Genomic DNA, 20,905 nt, shown 5'->3' on the forward strand with positions numbered 1-20,905 from the left:
CATGAGTGCTACAGATGAACCCGGCGTTGCCGGCACGGTATCTCAGATACTCAGACCCATACGTGGGCAACTGATAGTCGCGGCGGTATTGGCCGCCATCGGTACCATGCTGACGCTGGTACCCCTGGCCGGTATCGCCCATATCGCACAGCTTGCAATGGCCCAAGATGAGGTGGCGACAGCCTGGAGCCAGATGCAGGATCAAGTCTGGCGGGTTGTCATCATCAGTCTGGCCTGCCTGTTTCTCGGGATGACCTTGATTTCGCTGGGCGAAATGGCTGCGCACCTGGCCGACAACCGCATCACCGGCCATTTGCGTCGGGCGATTACCCGCCGTCTGGCCAAGGTGCCATTGGGATGGTTTACCAGTCGGGCTTCCGGCGAGGTCAAGCAAGCGATGCAAGACGACATTGGCACGTTGCACAGCCTGACCGCGCACTTCTTTACCACCTTGGGTCGTACCATCGGCGCAATTCTTGTTTCGGTTCTCTACCTATTCGTCATGGACTGGCGCATGGCGATTGTTTCGCTGTTGCCGTTCCCGCTGTTCTTCCTGTTTTTCTCCAGGGCCACCAAGGCCAGTGGGGCGAACATGCAGTCATTTGGCGCCGGAATGGCACGCATCAATAATGCAGTGGTTGAGTTCGTCAATGGCATTCCTGTAGTCAAGGCTTTCGGGGTCGAGGGCAAGGCCCATGGCAGCTACCGCAAGGCGGTTGATGGCTTCGCTGAGGCCTTTACCGACTTCACCCGCCCGCTGGTCAGCGCGATGGCCAACGCTCACGCGATGATTGCCCCGGTGGCGGTGCTCGGCGTAGTGCTGACGTTTGGCACGCTTTGGGTGAGCCTGGGCTGGATCACACCGGTAGACGTGTTGCCCTTTGCCTTGGTGGCGCCGGGAATCTGTGCGCCGCTGTTGCTGCTGAGCTACGTTACTCATGACTTGAACAATGCTACGGGCGCAGCGCAGCGCGTTCATACGCTGTTGCAAACGCCCGTGCTGGAAACCTTGGCAGCTGCCGCGCCAGCGTTGCCGGAAAATGCCGAAATACGTGTCGAGCAGCTCGGCTACAGCTACGACGGCCAGACCCCGGTGCTCAAGAACGTCAACTTCACCCTCAAGCCGGGCACGGTGACCGCGATTGTCGGTGCTTCGGGCTCCGGCAAGTCGACCCTGGCCCGTCTGTTGCTGCGCTTCTTCGACCCGAGTGAAGGGCGAATCACCTTGGGCGGCGTCGACCTCAGGCGGATCGAGAGCGCGCAGTTGTACCGGCGCATCGGTTTTGTGTTGCAGGAGGTACGCCTTATCCATGCCAGCCTGCGCGACAACATCGCCCTGGGCCGCCCCTCGGCCAGTCAGCAGGAAATCGAAGACGCAGCCCGCACTGCCAATATCCATGAGCGCATCTGCGCCTTGCCGCGAGGTTACGACTCGGTGATCGGGGAGGATGTACAGCTTTCCGGCGGCGAGTTGCAGCGCGTGAGTATTGCCCGCGCCATATTGTTGGACCCACCACTGCTGGTGCTCGACGAAGCCACGGCGGCGGCCGATGCCGAGAACGAGGTGAAGCTTCAACAAGCACTGTCGCGCTTCGCCCGGGGCCGAACCTTGATGGTGATCGCGCACCGCCTCGATACGGTGATGCATGCTGACCAAATCATCCTGATCGACAACGGCACGATCTGCGAGCAGGGACGCCACCACGAACTGCTCGCCCGCAACGGCCGCTACGCTCGAATGTGGGCGCTGGGCGGCTACGAACAGGCCAAGGAACAGGCGGTATCGTCATGCTGAAAACCTTTAATCAACTGCTGGGCGAAGATGCCCGCGTATTGCGCCGCTACCTTTGGATGACGCTCGTCTACGGCCTGCTCTGCGGGCTGACGATTGTCACTCTGGTACCGGTGCTCACTCGTCTGCTGAACGGTGATGTGCGCTCAGCAGGGCAATGGCTGACTGCGCTCGTGATCGGGGTGCTGGTTTGCTGGGCCTTGCGACGGACGGTGGAGAAGGCGGGTATCCGCGTCGGTATCGCTGTTCTGCAGCGTGGTCGTCATCGGCTCGGCGACCATGTGGCGCGTTTGCCGGTCGGTTGGTTCAGCGCACAAAATACCGCACGACTGAGCCATTTGGCCTCCCAGGGCATGATGGAATTGGCTCAGCTTCCGGCCCACGTTTTCACGCCGTTGATCACAGGGGTGGTCACACCGGTTGTAATCGTTGCCGCGTTGTTCAACTTACATTGGCAAATAGGATTGATCGCGCTACTGGCTTTACCCCTCTTGTTGGGTATCTTTGCGCTGACCGCTCATCTGGGGCAGCGCGCCGACCAACGCTTTCAGCACAGCGCCGCGCAGACCAGCCAGCGCATGGTCGAGTTTGCCCAGGCACAATCGGTGCTCCGCGCCTTTAATGGCGAGGACGGCGGCACCCAGTTTCTCGAGCAGGCCATCGGGCGCCAGCAGCAGTCTGCAAAGCGGCTGATCCACGTCTCGGCGATGTCGGTGGTGTTCAATGCCTGGGCGGTGCAGGCCGGCTTCGCCGTCTTGCTGGTGGCTGCCACGCTATGGCTGGGTGATCAGTTGAGCGCAAGCCTGGCACCGTCTTCGGTCATCGCTGTGATCGTGTCGTTGCTGTTGGTCAGCCGCTTTATCGACCCGCTTCTGGAGGTCGCAGGTTATAGCGAAGTGCTACGTGGCGCGCGCGGTCAGCTTGATGCCGTGCGCGAAATCTTCGAGGTCGACCCTTTGCCGGAGCCGCAGGCCCCGCAAGCGCCGGTCGATGGATCGGTCGTATTGGAAAACGTGAGCTTTTGCTATGCCGAGGATCAGGCCGATGTGTTGCGCGATGTCAGCCTGCGTATCGAGCCCGGCAGCATGACGGCGCTGGTCGGTGCTTCTGGCTCGGGCAAGACCACCCTGGTGCGGCTGATTGCGCGCTTTTTCGATGTGACGCAAGGCCGCGTGATGGTGGGAGGTGTAGATGTTCGGCAGATGTCCAGTGGGCAGCTGGCCGGTCAGATCAGCCAGATCTTTCAGGATGCTTACCTGTTCCAGGGCAGCATCGCCGACAACATTCGCATCGGTAAACCCGATGCCACTGATGCCCAAGTGATGCAAGCAGCAACACAGGCTGGCGTCCTGGAGATCATCGAACGCTTGCCCCAAGGCCTGGACACGCCAGTAGGCGAGGGCGGTGCACGCCTGTCCGGGGGAGAGCGACAGCGAATCTCCATCGCCCGTGCGCTGATCAAAGAGGCGCCGATTTTGTTGGTCGATGAGGCCACCGCCGCTCTCGACGCCGAGAACCAAGCGGCGATCGCGCAAGCGTTGGCGCGTTTACGCGGCACGCGCACGCTGATTGTCATCGCGCACCAGCTGTCGACAGTGGTCATGGCCGACCAGATTCTAGTGCTCGATCACGGCCAGATCAGCGAGCAGGGCTCCCATGCGCAGTTGAATGCCAAGCCAGGGCTCTACGCGCACTTTCTCGCCCAACGCCAAGCCGCGAAAGGCTGGCGGATTGCTGGAGAATCAGACGGTGAGGGCGGTTCTTGAGCCGTGCAATCTTACTCTGCGTGTTTGCCGTGCTTTGTTGCCTTTCGTTGATGGTGGGGGTCAAAGAGGTTTCCTGGACGGCACTGTTCACGTTATCCGATGACGCTTGGCTGACACTGACTGCCAGCCGCCTTCCTCGCCTGGCCGCCCTGATTCTCACGGGGGTGGGGCTGGCCGTGTGCGGCGTGATTCTGCAGCAGATCGTGCGCAACCGCTTCGTCGAACCGGCAACTTCCGGCGGGCTGGATGCAGCAAAGCTGGGCATTCTGATTTCATTGACGGTGGCCCCCGCTGCCGGTGCGGCCGGCCGTATGCTGTTTGCCTTGGCGTTTTGCTTTGCGGCGAGCCTGCTTTATGTCGCGATCATCCGCCGCATCAAGTTCAAGAACACCGTGATGGTTCCGGTCATCGGCCTGATGTACGGCAGCGTATTGAGCGCTATCGCCGAGTTCTACGCCTATCGTCACAATATCTTGCAGAGCATGCAGGGCTGGATGCTCGGAGACTTCTCGAAGATCGTCCAGGGCAATTACGAGATCATCTACCTGATCTTGCCGATAGTCGTGCTCACCTATCTGTTCGCGCACCGCTTTACTGTACTCGGCATGGGCGAGGGCATGGCCGGCAGCTTGGGCCTGAACTACACGGCAAATGCGGCGTTGGGGCTGATGCTGGTGGCGGTCACCGTTTCCGCCACGGTCATTACCGTAGGGGCCATTCCCTTTGTCGGGCTGGTTATTCCCAACCTGGTGGCGTTGCACTACGGCGAGAACCTGGAGCGAACATTGCCCATCGTCGCGTTGTGCGGCGCGTCGCTGTTGCTGGCGTGCGACATTCTCGGCCGCTTGTTGATCTATCCCTTCGAAGTGCCCATCGGTCTCACCGCGGGAAGCGTAGGCGGTGTGTTGTTCCTGGTGTTGCTGATCAGGAAATACGCATGAGGCGTGTGGCTACCCGCTATGGTCTATGGGCACTGGTGCTGGTCCTGGCGATAGCGTTCCTGTTCTTGGGCTCAGGCTTTGACTTCGAGTACGTCATTCCCAAGCGAATGACCCGTTTGGCCGCGATGGTTATTGCCGGAGTATGCGTTGCTTATTCTTCGGTGATTTTCCAGACCCTTGCCGGCAACCGAATACTGACGCCGGCGATCATGGGGTATGAGGCAATCTACCTGTTGTTCCAGGCCTTGCTGATCCTGGTGCTGGGTACCCAGAGCCTGGTGCTGTTGGGGCGTAACGGTAACGTATTGTTGTCGATCCTGTTGATGCTCGCTTATTCAGGGCTCATTCACCGTTGGCTGTTCCATGACGGACGCAACAACGTGTACCTGCTGCTCCTGCTTGGGCTGGTACTGAGCATGGTGATGGGCACCTTTACCCAGTTTATCCAACTGAAGATCAGCCCTGGTGAGTTCTCGATCTTCCAGGGTTTCAACTACGCCTCCTTTAACAAGGCGCAACCCACGCAAGTGATCTATTCGGGGCTGCTGGTGGCGGCGGCGTGCTTTATCGCGCAAAGAAGCCTGCCGGTGCTCGATGTGTTGTCGCTGGGGCGTGACCAGGCGATTTCCCTGGGTGTCGATTTTCAACGCAGCGTGCGCCTGCAACTTGCGCTGATCGCGATTCTGGTGGCTGTCTCAACCAGTCTTGTCGGGCCGACGGCTTTCATGGGCGTGTTTGTGGCAAACATCACCTATGCGCTTGCCCGCACCGCCCGGCACCGGATTACATTGCCCATGAGTTGCGCCATTGCCATTGGCATTTTCATCGTCGCCCAGTACGTGGTCGAGCAGATGTTCAACTACAACACCTCCGTCAGCATTCTCATCAACCTGGTGTGCGGCGGGTATTTCCTCGCGCTGATGATTCGAACCCGAGGCGCTTCATGATTTCCCTTCGTCACGTCTATAAGACCTACGGCACCAAGCACGTCCTGAGTGACGTCAGCGTTCAGTTCCCGCCAGGGCAGGTGACTTCGCTGATTGGACCCAACGGGGCAGGCAAGACTACCTTGCTGATGTTGATCGCACGTCTGCTGGCGCCGACCCGCGGCGAACTGCTGATTGGCGGGCGTAGCATTGCGGATGTGCCCATCCGCGAATATGCCAGGCGTGTCGCCACCTTACGCCAGACACCCGATTTCAACCTGCGGCTGACCGTTGAAGAATTGGTGGCTTTCGGGCGTTTCCCTTATAGCCGAGGGGCGCTCACCGTCCAGGATCGCCAGGTCATTGACGAAGCCATCGAGTTTCTGTCGTTGCAACCATTACGCCTTTCTTACATCGACGAGCTGAGCGGCGGGCAGCGGCAAATGGCGTTCCTGGCAATGACCATTGCCCAGCAAACCGATTACCTACTGTTGGACGAGCCGCTCAATAACCTGGACATGAAGCATGCCGTACAAATCATGCGTGCGCTGCGCCGCTTATGTGACGAACAAGGTCGCACCGTGATTCTGGTGGTGCATGACATCAACTTCGCGGCCAACTACTCCGATCATATCGTGGCCATGAAAAACGGCGCGGTGCACTTGCGTGGCCCGGTAGCGGAGGTTGTCACCGAGGCGCACCTGCGCGATCTCTTTGATTTGGATTTCGAGATTCTGCAGAGCGAGCAGGGGTTCGTCTGCAACTACTTCAACCCATCATTATCAAGGGAGCAGATATGAGTATTGGTAAGGCAAAAACAATCCGTGGGGCACTGCTGGCGGTCGCGGTGGCGGCCGGCCTGCAGGGCTGTGACAAACCCTCGGCACAGGCGTCCGCGCCAGTCGCTGCGCATACGCACTACGAGCCGATCAAGATCGAGCATCCACTGGGTAGCACGATGATCACCCAGCTCCCCCAACGTGTGGTGGCGTTCGATATGAGTGAACTCGATACACTCGACCAGCTGGACGCGCCGGTGGTGGGTATCGCCAAGGACTATGTCGCGAGTTTCCTTATCAAGTACCGTGACAATCCGAACATCATGGACGTGGGGTCCACCATCCAACCCAACCTTGAGCGGTTGCATGCCCTCAAGCCCGACCTGATCCTGATCTCGCCGCTCCAGGCGCAAAGTTACCCAGAACTGAGCCAGATCGCACCGACGCTCTATGACGATGTGGACCTGACCAACCAACACGGCAATCTCTTCGCCACCGCCAAGGATCACCTCATGAACCTGGGGCGCATTCTAGGCAAAGAAGCGTTGGCTCGTCAGAAGGTTGCGCAAATGGACGCCAAGGTTGAACAGACTCGGCGCGTCACCGATGGGCGCCCGGAGAAAGCGCTGATCGTTTTGCATAACAACGGCGCATTCACCTCCTATGGCGTGAAGTCGCGCTACGGTTTCATCTTCGACACCCTGGGCGTAAAACCCGCCAGCACCGACATCGAGGCTGGCTTACATGGCCAGCCCATCTCCAATGAATTCATCCAGCAGGCCGATCCCGACATTCTCTACGTGATCGACCGTACCGCAGTGATGGAACGGCGGCCGGCGCTGGACATGAAGAGCCTGGATAACCCGCTGCTGCGCAAAACCAAGGCCTGGACCAACGGACGTGTGATCTTTGTCGACGCCCAGACCTGGTACCTGTGTACCGTCAGTGCAACGTGCCTGGGTCGCATGGCCGACGAGGTGGTTCAAGGCTACAAGGGCTGACCCGCTGTGCTTGGGGGCGCAAGGGCGGGTGCCGAGCGGGCACTCGCCTTTATTTTCAAAAACACAAATGCTAATGATTGTTATTGAGGGTTTTGCCTTCTGGTTCGGAAAGCCTAGTGAGCACATACACATTCTCCGAATCAAAAGGAATTCAGCATGTCGGAACGCTGTCGCCAACATCGCGCTACCCCTGATTCACCGCAGGCTGCGCAACGCTTTACTTTGAGTCATATGTTCACGGCTGTGCAGATGGCGCTGGTACTGGGGCTGACGGCGGCGCCCACCGCCGCGAGCGCTGCCCCGCAAGCAGGCACAAGCAGCGCCAGCCTGGAATTGTCGGAAACGGTGGTGGAGGGCGTCATGGACCCCGCTACAGGACTGCCGCCGGCTTATGCTGGCGGGCAGGTTGCCTCCGGCAGCCGCGTTGGGCTGTTGGGCAACAAGGATTTCATGGAGACGCCTTTCAATACCATCAGCTATACCGATGAATACATACAGAACCGTCAGGCGCAGGATATCGGCTCGGTGATCGGTGCGACCGACCCCTCGGTGTACGTGCCCACCAAACGCAGCAACTTTGAAACCTTTTTCATCCGCGGCTTCTACAGCAACGCCGATGACATCACCTTTAACGGCCTGGTCGGCATGGCGCCGAATATGCGCGGCTCTACCGAATTGGCGGAGCGCATCGAAGTGCTCAAGGGCCCTTCGGCGCTGCTCAACGGCATGCCGCCAAGCGGCAGTGTAGGTGGCAGCATCAATCTGGTACCCAAGCGCGCCGGCGACGAACCGTTGGCACGCTTGACCACCACTTATGAGTCCCGGGGCCTAGGGGGTGTGCACGCGGACCTGGGGCAACGTTTTGGTGATCAGAAGCAGTTTGGTGTGCGCTTCAACGGCGTTTACCGTGACGGCGATACCCCCGTGGATAATCAGCAACACAAAATGGCACTGTCTTCCCTCGGGCTGGATTGGCGTGGCGAGCGGGCTCGGATATCGCTCGATTTCTACAAACAGCGTGAACGCATTGATGGTCTCAACTACTTCGGGATCAACACAATTGCCCCCAACGTCACCCACTTGCCAAGCCCCAAGAAGGGCGATTATGCGTTGGCACCCAAGTGGGCCTACACCATCAACAACACCACTACCACGATGGTGCGGGGCGAATACGACCTGACGGATTCGCTTACTGCCTACGCGGCGTGGGGGCAGCGCGATGGTGGTTACAACGCGATGATCAACTCAAGCACCCTGGTGAACAATGTGGGTGGCATCAGCTCTTCGGCCATTCGTTCGATTCGCAGTGGCACCCAGCAATCGGGTGAGGTCGGGTTGAAGGGCAAATTCCAGACGGGCCCCGTGGATCATGCCTGGACCATCGCCGCGACCCGTTTTACCTCCGACAACAGTTTCAAGGACGCGAGAGCCGCCATCCCCGGCACCACAAATTACGACAACCTCGACTTTGGCAACGCGCCGACCTTCCCGGGCTATGGTGCAACCACCTCGCAAACCAGGGCCAACCTGGGCAGCTATGCGATTGCCGATACGCTGTCCTTCGCCGAAGGCCGTGTGCAATGGACCGTAGGCGCCCGTCGTCAGCGCGTGCAAAACACCACCGACGCTTTCGGCCCCAGGGCTTCGAAAACCAGCTATGACGAAAGCCGTGTCTCGCCCGCCACCGCACTTCTGGTCAAGGTGACGGATGAGGTGTCGCTCTATGCCAACTACATCGAGGGCCTCAGCCAAGGCGCGTCGGCCCCTGACTCGGCAGAGAACGCAGGTGCGGTCATGCAGCCGTACCAGACCAAGCAATACGAACTGGGGACCAAGGTAGACCTGGGCTCTTTCGCCCATACCGTCAGCCTGTTCCAGATTGAGAAGCCCAGTGCCTTTACCGATCCGCTCACCAATGTCTTCGGCGTCTACGGCGAGCAACAAAACCGTGGCGTGGAATGGTCGTTCTTTGGCGAGTGGCAACCAAGATTGCGCCTGATGGGCGGTGCGACCTATACCCAGGCAGAAATGACCAAGGTGGTCACCGGTGGTGTCAAAGACAAGCAAGTGACAGGCGTGCCCAAGGTGATTGCCAAGCTAGGCACGGAGTATGACCTCCTCGACGTCCCTGGGTTGACCCTGACCGGCAACATCAACCACACGGGCAAACAATACGCGACCAACGATCATCGGGTGTCGCTGGACTCGTACACCACCTACGATGTGGGGGCTCGCTATGCCTTCAAGGTCGAGACCAAGCCTGTGACCTTGCGCGCCACCGTGCAGAACGTCACCAATAAGGCGTACTGGCTTGGTTCGTGGAACGGCGGGGATGGCAGCGGCCTTTCTGGCGGCTTGGGCGCGCCGCGCACGGTATTGCTCTCGGGTACGGTAGATTTCTGAGGGTTTGCAAGTCCAAAAGCACTGGACCCTGGCGAGGAATGCCAAGCCAGCGTTCATACAGGCTGAGCGCTTCCTCGCTGGCAGAGTTCGGAAACACGAAAGTCTGCAAACATACGGAAACCGACGAAACGCCATAAACGAAAAAACCCGCCAAACGGCGGGTTTTCAAGGGTTCCACAAACAGTGCTGGCCGTCAGTGGAACAGGAGATGGTGCCCGAACCCGGAATCGAACCGGGACGCCCTTACGAGCGGGGGATTTTAAGTCCCATGCGTCTACCAGTTTCGCCATTCGGGCGGTAGCGCGGTGTAACAGGGTTGGGAATATATAGATCCAGCCGCTTCAGCGCAACCTCCAAGCCGGTTTTCCCGCATAAAGATGCGCAGGAAAAAGCGTGGCAGATCAGTGATCTACAGGGCCTTTGTGTCAAGTCCTGATGAACGCAAGCCACCCAGGAACAAGCCCCATAAATGACAGTCATAGCGATAGGCCATTTCGGCATTTTCGCAGGGAGTCGTTTGATGCTCAGTATCCGTAAGCAGGCTTGGATCATGGCCGCAGGTGTCGCGGGGTTGTTGGGCACTGGCGTATTCAGTCTGGCGCAGGCGGGGAGTGCGGTGCAGTGGGGGGAGTTCAGTGCGTCGTCTTCAGACAAGTTGACGGCCGGCTCGATGGATGTGGGCGGCGCCTATGTGTTGAAGCCCTCGGGTGTTTCCGTTGGTGATGTCGAGGCGCTGCAGGCTGGGCAAAAACAGAGTCAAAGCGAATTGCAAAGCTTGAAAAGCAAAGTGGAGGGCCAGGAGCGGGCGTTTGATGAGTTCAAGCGCAAGGACGGCTCGAGTGCCAGTAGCAGTGACAGCCAGCTGTCGAGTCTCAAGCGTACGGTGGATGAGCAGAAGAGCACGATAGAGCGGCAGAAAAGCGAAATCGACGGCCTCAAGCGAAGCCTGGATGATGTGAAGCGCAGTGTGGAAAACTTGAGCAGCAAGGTGAAGTGACAGCACTGATGCTGTGGGCAATATAGCGCAACTGTGGGAGCTGGCTTGCCTGCGATAGCGATGTGTCAGTCACAGGTATTGAACCCGTTACACCGCCATCGCAGGCAAGCCAGCTCTCACATTGATCGTGTCTGTATTTAGTCAATCAGTGCCAGCAAGTCGGTAATCCCCACATCCACACCCGCCTGGCTCAGCAGTGTCGTCACTTGGCCGCGGTGGTGGGTCTGGTGGTTGAAAAAGTGCACCAGCAGGCCGAAAAAGGGTTTCTCGGCGGCCACGCCGCGCATGTTGTGATAGCGCAGGTGTTGATCAAGGTGGGACTCGTGCAGGCTGTTGGCCCAATCGATGATCAGTTGATCCAGCCAGGCGCGATGGGCCGATAATTCAGCAAGGCTGGCGAAGGCCAATTGCTTGAGGTCACCGGGCGTAGCAATGCCGTTGAGTGGCGCCAAGGCCGCAAAGTGGGCCGGGTGTTCGGCAAAGCGTTTGAGCCAGACGGTGTCGCCCAGCATCAGGTGGTTCAAAGTGCCGAGGATCGAGCCGAAAAACGCCTGGCGGTCCAGGGTCAATTGTGCGTGCGTGAGGGTGCCGGCGGTGTCGTAGACCTTGCGGTTCATCCATTGGTTGTAAGTGGCCATCAACGCAATATGCTCGATGCGATTCACCGCTGTTCTCCCTTTTCGGCGTGATGGCGTCATCATAAAGCTTGCCCGCCCGACGGTCATGGTGTTCCATCAGGGGAGGACTATGTTTGATCAACGCCACTATTGCGCCCCGGAGGGCGACACCATGAATACCAGCGATCTACTGGAACAACTGTTGCGTGCAGGGCAGCAAGGCGGCGGAGCTGCGGGCGGCGGCCTGGGCGGGTTGCTTGGAGGGTTGTTGAAGGGCGCCGGCACCGGCAATGCGTCTGCGGCGGGCGGCGGTTTGGGTGGTTTATTAGGTGGCCTGGGTGGCTTGTTAGGCGGCGCGCCGGCGGGTGGGGCCACCCAAACGCGTAGCGGCGGTGGGATGAACTACGCGGCGCTGGCGTCCCTGGGCATGGCGGCGTTCCAAGCGTACCAAGCGTGGCAACGCCAACAGGCTTCGGCCCCGCAGCAAGCTATCCAGACCGTTGACCAGCTTGAAGGGCCTGAAGCCGAAGCCCATAGCCACGGCGTACTGCGTGCGTTGATCGCGGCGGCCAAGGCCGATGGCAAAATCGATGCGCAAGAGCAGCAAATGATTTCTGCCGAGATTGGCCGTCACACCGACGACCCTCAGTTGCAGCAGTGGCTCGACGCCGAAGTCGCCAAGCCCCTGGATGCCGCCGATTTTGCCGAGTATGCCAATGACCGGGCACTTGCTGCGGAGATTTACCTGGCGAGCGTGATGCTGGTCGATGATCAGCAGGACGCCGAGCGCAATTACCTTGACGACCTGGCTGGTCAGTTGCACATCGATCCGCAATTGCAGGTGCATCTGGAGCAGCAGGCCAACGCCTAGAACCTCAGCGTCGCCCCAGTGGTCAGCCACTGGGCGCGATCGCCAATCAGGCTGCGCCCGACCAGCAGGTCCACGTCGACACATTCACCAATGTGCAAACGCGGCCCAGCCTGCCAGGCCTGTTCGCCGCCTTCCTGGCCATAACGCTCGCCAATCAGCGTGAGCTTCTCTGCCAACTGATATTCGAACCCCGTGCCCCAAGTCAGGCGATGCTGTTGATCACCGTCGTTGTAGGCGTGGCTCCAGCCGGCGTTAAGGTTCAGGCGCAAGGGTGCCAGGGGTTGCCATGTGAGTGGGATGTTCAGATCTGCGCCGTCGAACCCGTGATGGCGATCCAGCGCGACATGCGCCCCGACCGCAATCGCCAGTTCCAAGCCCAACTCTTGTCGTGACAGCACCTGCACCTTGGCTTGCGGGTTGATCTGCGTCTCGCCTTTGCCTGCATCCACGGCCCGTGACAACGCGGCGCCCCATTGCACGGCAGGCATAGCGCTGAACGTGCACGCGGGCGACAAGCTGCTGTTGTGGGTGCTGCTCGCGTGCCGATGGGCGCTGTACCATGCGTCGACGTTGCATTCCCCCGGCGCGTTGATCGCACCGTCATCAACCACATAAGCGCCGCCTGCGGCTTGGGCTTTTGAAATCAACGCGACGACAAAGACCAGGCCCAGGGTCATGCCGATAAAGATCAAGTTGCGCTGCAATGCACGGCGCTTTGCTGGCGGCAGTAACAGCAGGGTGTGACGAGAGTGGCGCGCGCGATATTTGGTAAATCCGTCGCGGCGTGCCGGCGTGTATTTTTTGTGCATGATGCACCTCGCTTGAATTCAGCTTTCTACGGTCAGCACCGAAATGCCGCTGGCTTTGGCCTGGCAAACCAGCTCCGAGGTATCGTCACCACCCGGCAGGGCAATGATCAGGTCGGGGCGGCTGTCGGCCAGCATGAAGTGGTTGCGCTGGCGTTCCGCCTGTTTGCCATGGCGCTGCCAATTGGGTGGATAACGCACCACGTCGATACCGATTTCCCGCGCCCATTCCTCGATCTCACTGCCCAGGAACTGGTTGCCGCCGTGAATCAGTACCTGCACCGGGCGCAGGCGGTGGTAAGCGTCCAGCACATGGCGGGACTTTTTGGTGTCGGCGTAATGACGACCTGCACAGATCAACACGCGCATGAGCAAATCCTTGTATTGCACGCAGGCGACCAGGCAGCCGCCTGCGTTTGAACGGCGGGGAGGGTCAGTACCACTGTTTGAAGCGGCGGATGTAGATCGTCTTCATCAGTTGGGCGACGCAGCAGTAAGCCAGCAAGGTGCCCACCAGCCATGGGAAGTACGCCAGCGGCAGCGGTTGCAGGCCCACCAGGGTGCCCAGTGGCGAGAACGGTACGTAGATGCCCAGGGCGATCACGATGCAGGTCATCATCAACACCGGCCAGGCGGCCGTGCTCTGGAAGAACGGGATCTTGCGGGTGCGCAGCATATGCACCACCAGGGTTTGCGAAAGCAGCCCCTCGATAAACCAGCCGGACTGGAACAGGGTCTGCATTTCCACACTGTTGGCCGAGAACACGTACCACATCAGCGCAAAGGTGGTGATGTCAAAGATCGACGAGGTAGGGCCAATCCAGATCATGAAGCGGCCGATGTTTTTCGCATCCCACTTGCGTGGCTTGGCCAGGTATTCCTTGTCCATCTTGTCCCACGGCAGGGCCAGTTGGGAGATGTCATACATCAGGTTCTGCAGCAGCAGATGGATCGCCAGCATCGGCATGAACGGGATGAACGCACTGGCCACCAGCACCGAGAACACGTTGCCGAAGTTGGAGCTGGCGGTCATGTTCAGGTACTTCATGATATTGCCGAAGGTTTCGCGGCCCTTGAGCACGCCTTCTTCCAGCACCATCAGGCTCTTTTCCAGCAGGATGATGTCGGCCGATTCCTTAGCGATGTCGGTACCGCTGTCCACCGAAATACCCACATCGGCATCCCGCAGCGCCGGTGCATCGTTGATGCCGTCGCCGAGGAAGCCGACGGTGTGCCCGTTAGCTTGCAGGGCCTTGAGCACGCGGGATTTTTGCAGCGGCGTGAGCTTGGCGAACACCGTGCGTTCTTCCACGCGACGCAGCAAGGTGGCGTCGTCCATGGCTTCGATTTCCACGCCCAGCAGCGGCTGGCCGGGTTCCAGGCCAACCTGGCGGCAGATCTTACTGGTGACCACGGCGTTGTCACCGGTCAACACCTTGATCGCCACACCAATCTGTTGCAGCGCCGCAATCGCCGGGCCTGCGGTTTCTTTCGGTGGGTCGAGGAAGGTCAAGAAGCCCTGGATCACCAGGTTGCGTTCGTCGCTGGTGGTGTACTGCTGGCGTGCCAGCGCTTTAGGAATATTGCGGGTCGCTACCACCAGCACGCGGAAACCGTCTTCGTTGTAGTCATTGGCGAGCGCCAGCAGGGCGTCACGACGGCCGTCATCCAGAGGCAAGGCTTCGCCGGCCTCCATGACATGGGTAGAAATGCTCAGCATCTCTTCCACCGCGCCCTTGCACACCAGCAACTGGTCATCGGCGGCATCCTTGACCACGATCGACAGGCGACGACGGACAAAGTCGAACGGCAATTCATCGACCTTGCTGTAGGCAAACGGCACCTGGAACTTGGGGTTTTGTTCCGAGAACTGCACCACTGCCTGGTCCATCAGGTTTTTCATGCCGCTCTGATGAAAGCTGTTGAGCCAGGCCAGGGACAGCACGGCGTCATCGCGCTGGCCGAAGGCATTGACGTGATGTTCGAGGATGATCTTGTCCTGGGTGAGGGTGCCGGTCTTGTCGGTGCACAGCACGTCCATCGAACCGAAGTTCTGGATCGCATTGAGGCGCTTGACCACTACTTTGCGCTTGGCCATGGCCGTGGCGCCCTTGGCCAGGTTGGCGCTGACGATCATCGGCAGCATTTCCGGGGTAAGGCCGACGGCGACCGCCAGGGCAAACAGGAAGGCATCACCCCAATCGCCCTTGGAGAAGCCATTGAGGAGGAACACGATGGGCACCATCACCAGCATGAAGCGGATCAGCAGCCAACTGACACTGTTCACGCCCCGGTCGAAGGCGGTTTGCACCCGCGAGCCGACAATCGCCTTGGCCAGGGAGCCAAAGTAGGTGCGCGGCCCCGTTGCCACCACCACTGCTTTAGCGCGGCCGCTGACCACGTTGGTGCCCATGAAGCAGATGTTCGGCAAGTCCAGCAAGTTGCCCTGGTCGGCGGCCAGGGTAGAGGCGGATTTTTGCGTGACATCGCCCAGGGTGTCGTACTTCTCCACCGGCAAGGCTTCACCGGTCAGCACAGCCTGGCTGATAAACAGGTCGCGGGACTCGATCAGGCGGATATCGGCGGGGATCATGTCGCCAGCGGACAATTGCACGATATCGCCGGCCACCAGGTCACGCATCGGCACTTCGCGCAAGGTGGGCTGAGCACCAACCTGCTCGCGGCGCAGCACGGTGGCGGTGGTGCGTACCATGGCCTTGAGGGCCTCGGCGGATTTGGCCGAACGGTGTTCCTGCCAGAAACGCAGCAGGCTGCTGAGCAACACCATGGTCATGATAATGACGACCTTGGTCGGGTCGGCTTCTTCGCCTTCCTGCATCGGCAGCCAGCAGTCAGTCACAAAGCTGATGCCACCCAGGGTCAGCAGCACGTAGATGAACGGGTTGTTCAGAGCCTGCAGGAACTGGACGATAGCGTGTGGCGGCTTGTCGTGGGCGACTTCGTTATAGCCTTCTCGTTGCAGACGCGCAGAAGCGTCCAGTTCGGTCAGGCCGTCCTGGGTGGCCCGTACATTGGCGAGGGTGGCCGCCAGGCCATTGTGGGCTTCACGGGCGGCACGCATCGACAGCTTGGTGTCGGCAGCGGTGCCATTTTTTTTGTGCAGAGGCGTGTTTTTTACGGCGCTCATTGTCTGTACTCCTGTCGCCAATTCTCGACAAAACATACCCGGTACTTACCTGAATACAGGCGAGCGAAAGCATGCCGAGCCGCAAACTTTGCGATCGGTTTAAATAAGGTGTTCACATAACTTCTGAAGGGCCCGCTAACAGCGCGTTAGTTAACGAGCGTGCAGCGGGCTACTACTGGATTTGTTCATAAAGAACTCCAGGGTCATCAATAAGAAAGTTGCTGTTTCCAGCTAGCTCAGGCGGCGCGAGTGCTCAGGTAAAGACCGAGCATCAGGCGCGCTTGCGCCAGGCGGGAAACCTTGGGTCTCTGCGGGTCTTGAGGGTCAGCATGATCCCAATGCTGCACCAGGTGGCCGCTTTCAGGGCAGATGCGCCAGTGCGCCAGCGGCGGTGCCGGGCGCACTTGAGGGGAGGGTGTGACAAAGGTCGAGCGGGTTGGCGAAAAGCCCGCCGGCGCTCGGCACAGCTTGGCGCGCAGGGCGGCGACCAGTGTGCGTGTATCAGGCAAAACAAGGAGTTGGAAGGTCATAACACACCTCGGGACCGGACGGGCGACCGGTGAGGCAGTTACGATGGAGCATCAAGCTCTAGCGCAGCTTACCGGACCTGGAACGCGAGTCCTGTCATATTCTGGGTTTGGCGCCCGATGCCCGCAGAGGCGGTGCTCGGACAGCGACTAGATACTGTGTCCATTGGCTTCTTTTGTGAGGTTTAAAAAAGGCCCCAGTTGCGGGCACGGGCAATCTACTCAGGGCGTCACAGAATGTCAACGCATGATTAATTAAATTAGCCCGTGTTCAGAGTTTGTTCAGACAAGAGGCATGCAAGTTATTGGCTGGATAACTTTATATACCGTGCGCGGCGAGTATCGCCAGATAAATCAATACTAAACCGCACGCCGCATAACTCACACGTTGCCAGCTAGGTGATGCGTTCTTGCGTAGCAGGTTCACCAAGGCGGCGGTAAGAAAACACGAGAGTACCGACGCCAGCATGAAGCCGGCAAAAAACATCAGGGTCTGCCCGTGACTGGGGGTGGTGCCGACAATCCCCGACAGTGCGCTGCCCAAGGCGCCCCAGTAGACGATGTTTTTCGGATTAGCCAAGGAAATCGCCGCGCCCACCGCCAACGCATTTTTGCCTGAGCTGGCAGGGGCGTTGTCGGTTGCGGGTAACTGCCAGGCATCAATCAGGCTGCGGATGCCCAGCCAGGCCAGGTAGAGCGCACAGACGATTGTAAGTGGAACCCGCACTGCATCATGCTGAATCAGCAGTGCGATACCGGTGAGGCCAATCACGGCCCAGACGGCGTCGCCCACCAGTGAGCCGAACTGCACCAGCAACGCCGGCGTGAAGCCATGGAGCAAGCCGCGGCGCAGAGTCTCTGCCAGCACGGCGCCGGGAGAAAGGCAAAATACAAAACCGAATACCAGCGCATAGACAAAGATCGACAGCATGCTCAGTTCCTTTCGAGAAAGTGCCAGAGCATACGTCAGTCCGAGAGAGGGATACCACGTCCTCTGTAGGAACGTTCGCGATGGCGGTATGTCAGCCACTCAATCTTCAACTGAACCACCGCCATCGCAGGCAAGCCAGCTCCCACACTGGTCAAGCATTCCCCACAGAATCAGCGCCCGGCGCAGATCCCCTGGGGGAGCGGGCTTGCCCGCGATGGCGGTGTGTCAGCCACTGAATCTTTTACTGAACCAACGCTTTCGCAGGCAAGCCAGCTCCCACATTGGTTATGTACTGCCCACAGAATCAACGCCCGGCGCAGATCCCCTGGGGGAGCGGGCTTGCCCGCGATGGCGGTGTGTCAGCCACTGAATTTTTTACTGAACCAACGCTTTCGCAGGCAAGCCAGCTCCCACATTGGTTATGTACTGCCCACAGAATCAACGCCCGGCGCAGATCTCCTGTGGGAGCGGGCTTGCTCGCGAAGGCGGTGTGTCAGCCACTGAATCTTTTACTGAACCAACGCTTTCGCAGGCAAGCCAGCTCCCACATTGGTTATGTACTGCCCACAGAATCAACGCCCGGCGCAGATCCCCTGGGGGAGCGGGCTTGCCCGCGATGGCGGTGTGTCAGCCACTGAATTTTTTACTGAACCAGCGCTTTCGCAGGCAAGCCAGCTCCCACATTGGTTATGTACTGCCCACAGAATCAACGCCCGGCGCAGATCCCCTGTGGGAGCGGGCTTGCCCGCGATGGCGGTGTGTCAGCCACTGAATCTTTTACTGAACCAACGCTTTCGCAGGCAAGCCAGCTCCCACATTGGTTATGTACTGCCCACAGAATCAACGCCCGGCGCAGATCTCCTGTGGGAGCGGGCTTGCTCGCGAAGGCGGTGTGTCAGCCACTGAATCTTTTACTGAACCAACGCTTTCGCAGGCAAGCCAGCTCCCACATTGGTTATGTACTGCCCACAGAATCAACGCCCGGCGCAGATCTCCTGTGGGAGCGGGCTTGCTCGCGAAGGCGGTGTGTCAGCCACTGAATCTTTTACTGAACCAACGCTTTCGCAGGCAAGCCAGCTCCCACACTGGTCATGCATTGCCCAGAGAGTCAGCGCCTGTCACAGGACCCTGTAGGAGCGGCGTTGAGGCAATGCGGTGGAGTTCAGCCTTCAATTCATCCGGCGATAGACGTGCAAAGGGCAGCGCAAAAAACACTTCGCAGCGTGCGGTGATAATGTCGAGGGTGGCCTTGAATGCTGCCTCTACTTGCGCCTCATCACCCTGCATCTCGGAGGGGTCTTCCAAGCCCCAATGGGCCTTCACCGCCGGGCCAAAATACACCGGGCACGCTTCACCGGCTGCTTTATCGCACACGGTGATGACCACATCCGGCGGGCAGCCTTGAAAGGCGTCATTGCCCTTGCTGTACAAACCTTCGATGCTGATGCCCGCCGCCTGCAGCGTGCTCAGGCTACGGGGCAACACCTGGCCCTTGGGAAAACTGCCCGAGCTGACCGCCTCGAAACCCTCTGGCGCCAAGTGATTGAACATCGCTTCGGACAAGATGCTGCGGCAACTGTTGGCGGTACACATGAACAGGACTTTCATGGCGCGTTCCTTTAGAAACTCAAGCGCAAGGCGAGGGCGGCCAGGGTGATCAGCAGCACGGGCAAGGTCAGCACGATCCCGACCTTGAAGTAGTAACCCCAGGTGATAGTGATGCCTTTGCGCGCCAGGATATGCAGCCACAGCAAAGTGGCCAAACTGCCTATGGGGGTGATTTTCGGGCCCAGGTCGCTGCCAATCACGTTGGCGTAGATCATCGCGTCCTTGACCACGCCCACAGCATGGCTGGACTCGATGGACAATGCGCCAATCAGTACCGTCGGCAGGTTATTCATCGCCGATGAGAGCAGCGCCGTCAGCAACCCGGTGCCCATGGCCGCGCCCCACACACCATAGGTGGCGAAGGTGTCGAGCCAGGTGGCCAGATAGTCGGTCAGGCCGGCGTTACGCAGGCCGTACACCACCAGGTACATGCCCAAGGAAAAAATCACGATCTGCCAAGGCGCTTCCTTGAGGACTTTGCGCGTGGAAATCTTATGGCCCTTGGCGGCAATCACCAGCAGCAGCACGGCGCAGACGGCGGAAATCGCACTGATGGGAATACCCAGAGGCTCCAAGGCGAAACAGCCGATGAGCAGAATACCCAGTACCCACCAACCGGCGCGGAACGTCGCAGGGTCATGGATGGCACTGTTGGGGTCTTCCAGGTCAGCCGGGTCGTAGGTTTGAGGAATGTCCCGGCGAAAAAACCACAGCAGCACTGCCAGGGTCGCGGCCACGCTGACCAGGTTCACCGGCACCATCACGGCAGCATATTCGTTGAAGCCGATCTTGAAATAGTCCGCCGAAACGATATTCACCAGGTTCGACACCACCAATGGCAGGCTCGCCGTATCGGCGATAAACCCGGCGCCCATGACGAAGGCCAGGGTCGCCGCCGGGGAAAAGCGCAAGGCCAACAGCATCGACATCACGATAGGCGTCAGGATCAACGCCGCACCGTCGTTGGCAAACAGCGCCGATACCAGCGCACCCAGCAGCACCATATAAGCAAACAACCGCCGGCCGCGGCCACGGCCCCAGCGCGCCACATGCAGGGCCGTCCAGGCGAAGAAGCCGGCTTCGTCCAGCAACAGGCTGATGATGATCAGCGCGACAAAGGTACCGGTGGCGTTCCAGATGATGTGCCACACCACTGGGATGTCCGCCAGGCTGATCACCCCACAGGCCAGCGCCAGGATCGCGCCCAGCGTGGCACTCCAGCCGACGCCCAGGCCCTTGGGTTGCCAGATGACCAGCACGATGGTGACGAGAAAAATCGCAATTGCGACAAGCATGAATAAAAGCTCCGATGGCTCAGCAGCAGTTGCTGGCCCGTTGTGGTCTGTCGCCCATTGCGTTCAGACGCAGTGCGTCTATACGTATTTCTCTATGTCCCGGTCAAATCTTGTTTCAATTGATATGGATCAAAGGCCTTTGAAACCGCCACAACTGTTTGAAATTAAAATGAAACACAAATGTCCTAACGTGCCTGCCCATTGCTGATGAAGGAAGACCCCGCGTGACCCGAGCCACCCGCAACCTGCGCAAGACCCTGGATTCCGTCGCGGAAAATAACGAAACCGCGGCCTTTGACCTGATGCGCGCCGTGGAAAAACTCGGCGATGAAGTGCTGCGCCAGCGCCTGCTCAATACCATCCACCGGCTGAACCAGGATGCGTATGAATTGCGCGAAGCGCGGGATTCGGTGGAGCAGGTATCAGTCAAGCTCGCCTGAGCAAGATCGTTCAAGACAAGCCTTCGTTCGTGCTGGCATGCTTGTCGACTGTCTGTC

18 protein-coding genes and 1 tRNA gene are annotated in these 20,905 nt (G+C 59.3%); 10 read left to right on the forward strand and 9 right to left on the reverse strand.

The window, feature by feature from the left end:
- Position 1: 1 nt before the first annotated feature.
- The 7 genes from RHM69_RS04195 to RHM69_RS04225 all read left to right on the forward strand — a co-directional run bounded on the left by RHM69_RS04195 (position 2) and on the right by RHM69_RS04225 (position 9,608).
- Positions 2 to 1,795, forward strand: a complete 1,794-nt coding sequence (locus tag RHM69_RS04195) for an ABC transporter ATP-binding protein (RefSeq protein ID WP_200601027.1) — start codon at positions 2 to 4, stop codon at positions 1,793 to 1,795.
- A complete protein-coding gene (locus RHM69_RS04200) occupies positions 1,789 to 3,558 on the forward strand; it encodes an ABC transporter ATP-binding protein (protein ID WP_032903020.1) in 1,770 nt (589 codons plus the stop codon). The genes RHM69_RS04195 and RHM69_RS04200 overlap by 7 nt, the downstream gene beginning before the upstream one ends.
- Complete coding sequence (locus RHM69_RS04205) at positions 3,555 to 4,499, forward strand: ABC transporter permease (protein ID WP_014718544.1); 945 nt, start codon at positions 3,555 to 3,557, stop codon at positions 4,497 to 4,499. Before RHM69_RS04200 ends, RHM69_RS04205 begins: the two co-directional genes overlap by 4 nt.
- Positions 4,496 to 5,446, forward strand: a complete 951-nt coding sequence (locus RHM69_RS04210; protein ID WP_014718543.1) for an iron chelate uptake ABC transporter family permease subunit — start codon at positions 4,496 to 4,498, stop codon at positions 5,444 to 5,446. Before RHM69_RS04205 ends, RHM69_RS04210 begins: the two co-directional genes overlap by 4 nt.
- The gene (locus RHM69_RS04215) at positions 5,443 to 6,225 is read left to right on the forward strand and encodes an ABC transporter ATP-binding protein (protein WP_019817091.1); all 783 of its coding nucleotides are present in this window, start codon (positions 5,443 to 5,445) and stop codon (positions 6,223 to 6,225) included. The genes RHM69_RS04210 and RHM69_RS04215 overlap by 4 nt, the downstream gene beginning before the upstream one ends.
- Positions 6,222 to 7,205 carry a siderophore ABC transporter substrate-binding protein gene (locus RHM69_RS04220; RefSeq protein ID WP_200645928.1) on the forward strand — a complete coding sequence of 328 codons (984 nt, stop codon included), beginning with the start codon at positions 6,222 to 6,224 and terminating at the stop codon, positions 7,203 to 7,205. The genes RHM69_RS04215 and RHM69_RS04220 overlap by 4 nt, the downstream gene beginning before the upstream one ends.
- 156 nt (positions 7,206 to 7,361) lie before the next feature.
- The gene (locus tag RHM69_RS04225; protein WP_322255479.1) at positions 7,362 to 9,608 is read left to right on the forward strand and encodes a TonB-dependent receptor; all 2,247 of its coding nucleotides are present in this window, start codon (positions 7,362 to 7,364) and stop codon (positions 9,606 to 9,608) included.
- 209 nt (positions 9,609 to 9,817) lie between these two features.
- Here RHM69_RS04225 and RHM69_RS04230 read toward each other — a convergent pair.
- Positions 9,818 to 9,904: transfer RNA gene (locus tag RHM69_RS04230), tRNA-Leu, on the reverse strand.
- 224 nt (positions 9,905 to 10,128) lie between these two features.
- Here RHM69_RS04230 and RHM69_RS04235 point away from each other — a divergent pair.
- Entirely contained in the window at positions 10,129 to 10,605 is a 477-nt protein-coding gene (locus RHM69_RS04235) for a hypothetical protein (protein WP_019817088.1), read from the forward strand.
- 137 nt (positions 10,606 to 10,742) lie between these two features.
- Here the strand turns inward: RHM69_RS04235 and RHM69_RS04240 are convergent, their stop codons facing one another.
- Positions 10,743 to 11,270 carry a DinB family protein gene (locus RHM69_RS04240; RefSeq protein ID WP_014718538.1) on the reverse strand — a complete coding sequence of 176 codons (528 nt, stop codon included), beginning with the start codon at positions 11,268 to 11,270 and terminating at the stop codon, positions 10,743 to 10,745.
- 124 nt (positions 11,271 to 11,394) lie between these two features.
- On the opposite strand from RHM69_RS04240, the gene RHM69_RS04245 reads away from it, so the two are divergent.
- Entirely contained in the window at positions 11,395 to 12,093 is a 699-nt protein-coding gene (locus RHM69_RS04245) for a tellurite resistance TerB family protein (protein WP_032903063.1), read from the forward strand.
- Here RHM69_RS04245 and RHM69_RS04250 read toward each other — a convergent pair.
- The 7 genes from RHM69_RS04250 to RHM69_RS04280 form a co-directional block, all read right to left on the reverse strand.
- Positions 12,090 to 12,902, reverse strand: coding sequence for a hypothetical protein (locus tag RHM69_RS04250; RefSeq protein WP_200601030.1), 813 nt, complete (start codon positions 12,900 to 12,902; stop codon positions 12,090 to 12,092). The two genes, RHM69_RS04245 and RHM69_RS04250, sit on opposite strands and share 4 nt — an antisense overlap.
- An 18-nt stretch (positions 12,903 to 12,920) precedes the next feature.
- A complete protein-coding gene (locus RHM69_RS04255) occupies positions 12,921 to 13,268 on the reverse strand; it encodes a DUF2493 domain-containing protein (protein WP_003191350.1) in 348 nt (115 codons plus the stop codon).
- A 64-nt stretch (positions 13,269 to 13,332) separates the two neighbouring features.
- Positions 13,333 to 16,047 carry a magnesium-translocating P-type ATPase gene (gene mgtA, locus RHM69_RS04260; RefSeq protein ID WP_073844665.1) on the reverse strand — a complete coding sequence of 905 codons (2,715 nt, stop codon included), beginning with the start codon at positions 16,045 to 16,047 and terminating at the stop codon, positions 13,333 to 13,335.
- A 236-nt stretch (positions 16,048 to 16,283) separates the two neighbouring features.
- Positions 16,284 to 16,577 (reverse strand): hypothetical protein, encoded by a 294-nt coding sequence (locus tag RHM69_RS04265; protein ID WP_014718533.1) that lies wholly within the window; start codon positions 16,575 to 16,577, stop codon positions 16,284 to 16,286.
- A gap of 316 nt (positions 16,578 to 16,893) precedes the next feature.
- Positions 16,894 to 17,505 (reverse strand): LysE family transporter, encoded by a 612-nt coding sequence (locus RHM69_RS04270; RefSeq protein ID WP_014718532.1) that lies wholly within the window; start codon positions 17,503 to 17,505, stop codon positions 16,894 to 16,896.
- 1,089 nt (positions 17,506 to 18,594) lie between these two features.
- The gene (locus RHM69_RS04275) at positions 18,595 to 19,113 is read right to left on the reverse strand and encodes an arsenate reductase ArsC (RefSeq protein ID WP_051661083.1); all 519 of its coding nucleotides are present in this window, start codon (positions 19,111 to 19,113) and stop codon (positions 18,595 to 18,597) included.
- A gap of 11 nt (positions 19,114 to 19,124) precedes the next feature.
- Positions 19,125 to 20,408 carry an arsenic transporter gene (locus RHM69_RS04280; protein ID WP_073452436.1) on the reverse strand — a complete coding sequence of 428 codons (1,284 nt, stop codon included), beginning with the start codon at positions 20,406 to 20,408 and terminating at the stop codon, positions 19,125 to 19,127.
- A 224-nt stretch (positions 20,409 to 20,632) separates the two neighbouring features.
- On the opposite strand from RHM69_RS04280, the gene RHM69_RS04285 reads away from it, so the two are divergent.
- Entirely contained in the window at positions 20,633 to 20,848 is a 216-nt protein-coding gene (locus RHM69_RS04285) for a hypothetical protein (protein ID WP_003191339.1), read from the forward strand.
- Positions 20,849 to 20,905: the final 57 nt, after the last annotated feature.

This window comes from Pseudomonas sp. CCI1.1 (genome assembly GCF_034348165.1).
In the GTDB taxonomy this organism is placed as follows: domain Bacteria; phylum Pseudomonadota; class Gammaproteobacteria; order Pseudomonadales; family Pseudomonadaceae; genus Aquipseudomonas; species Aquipseudomonas paracarnis.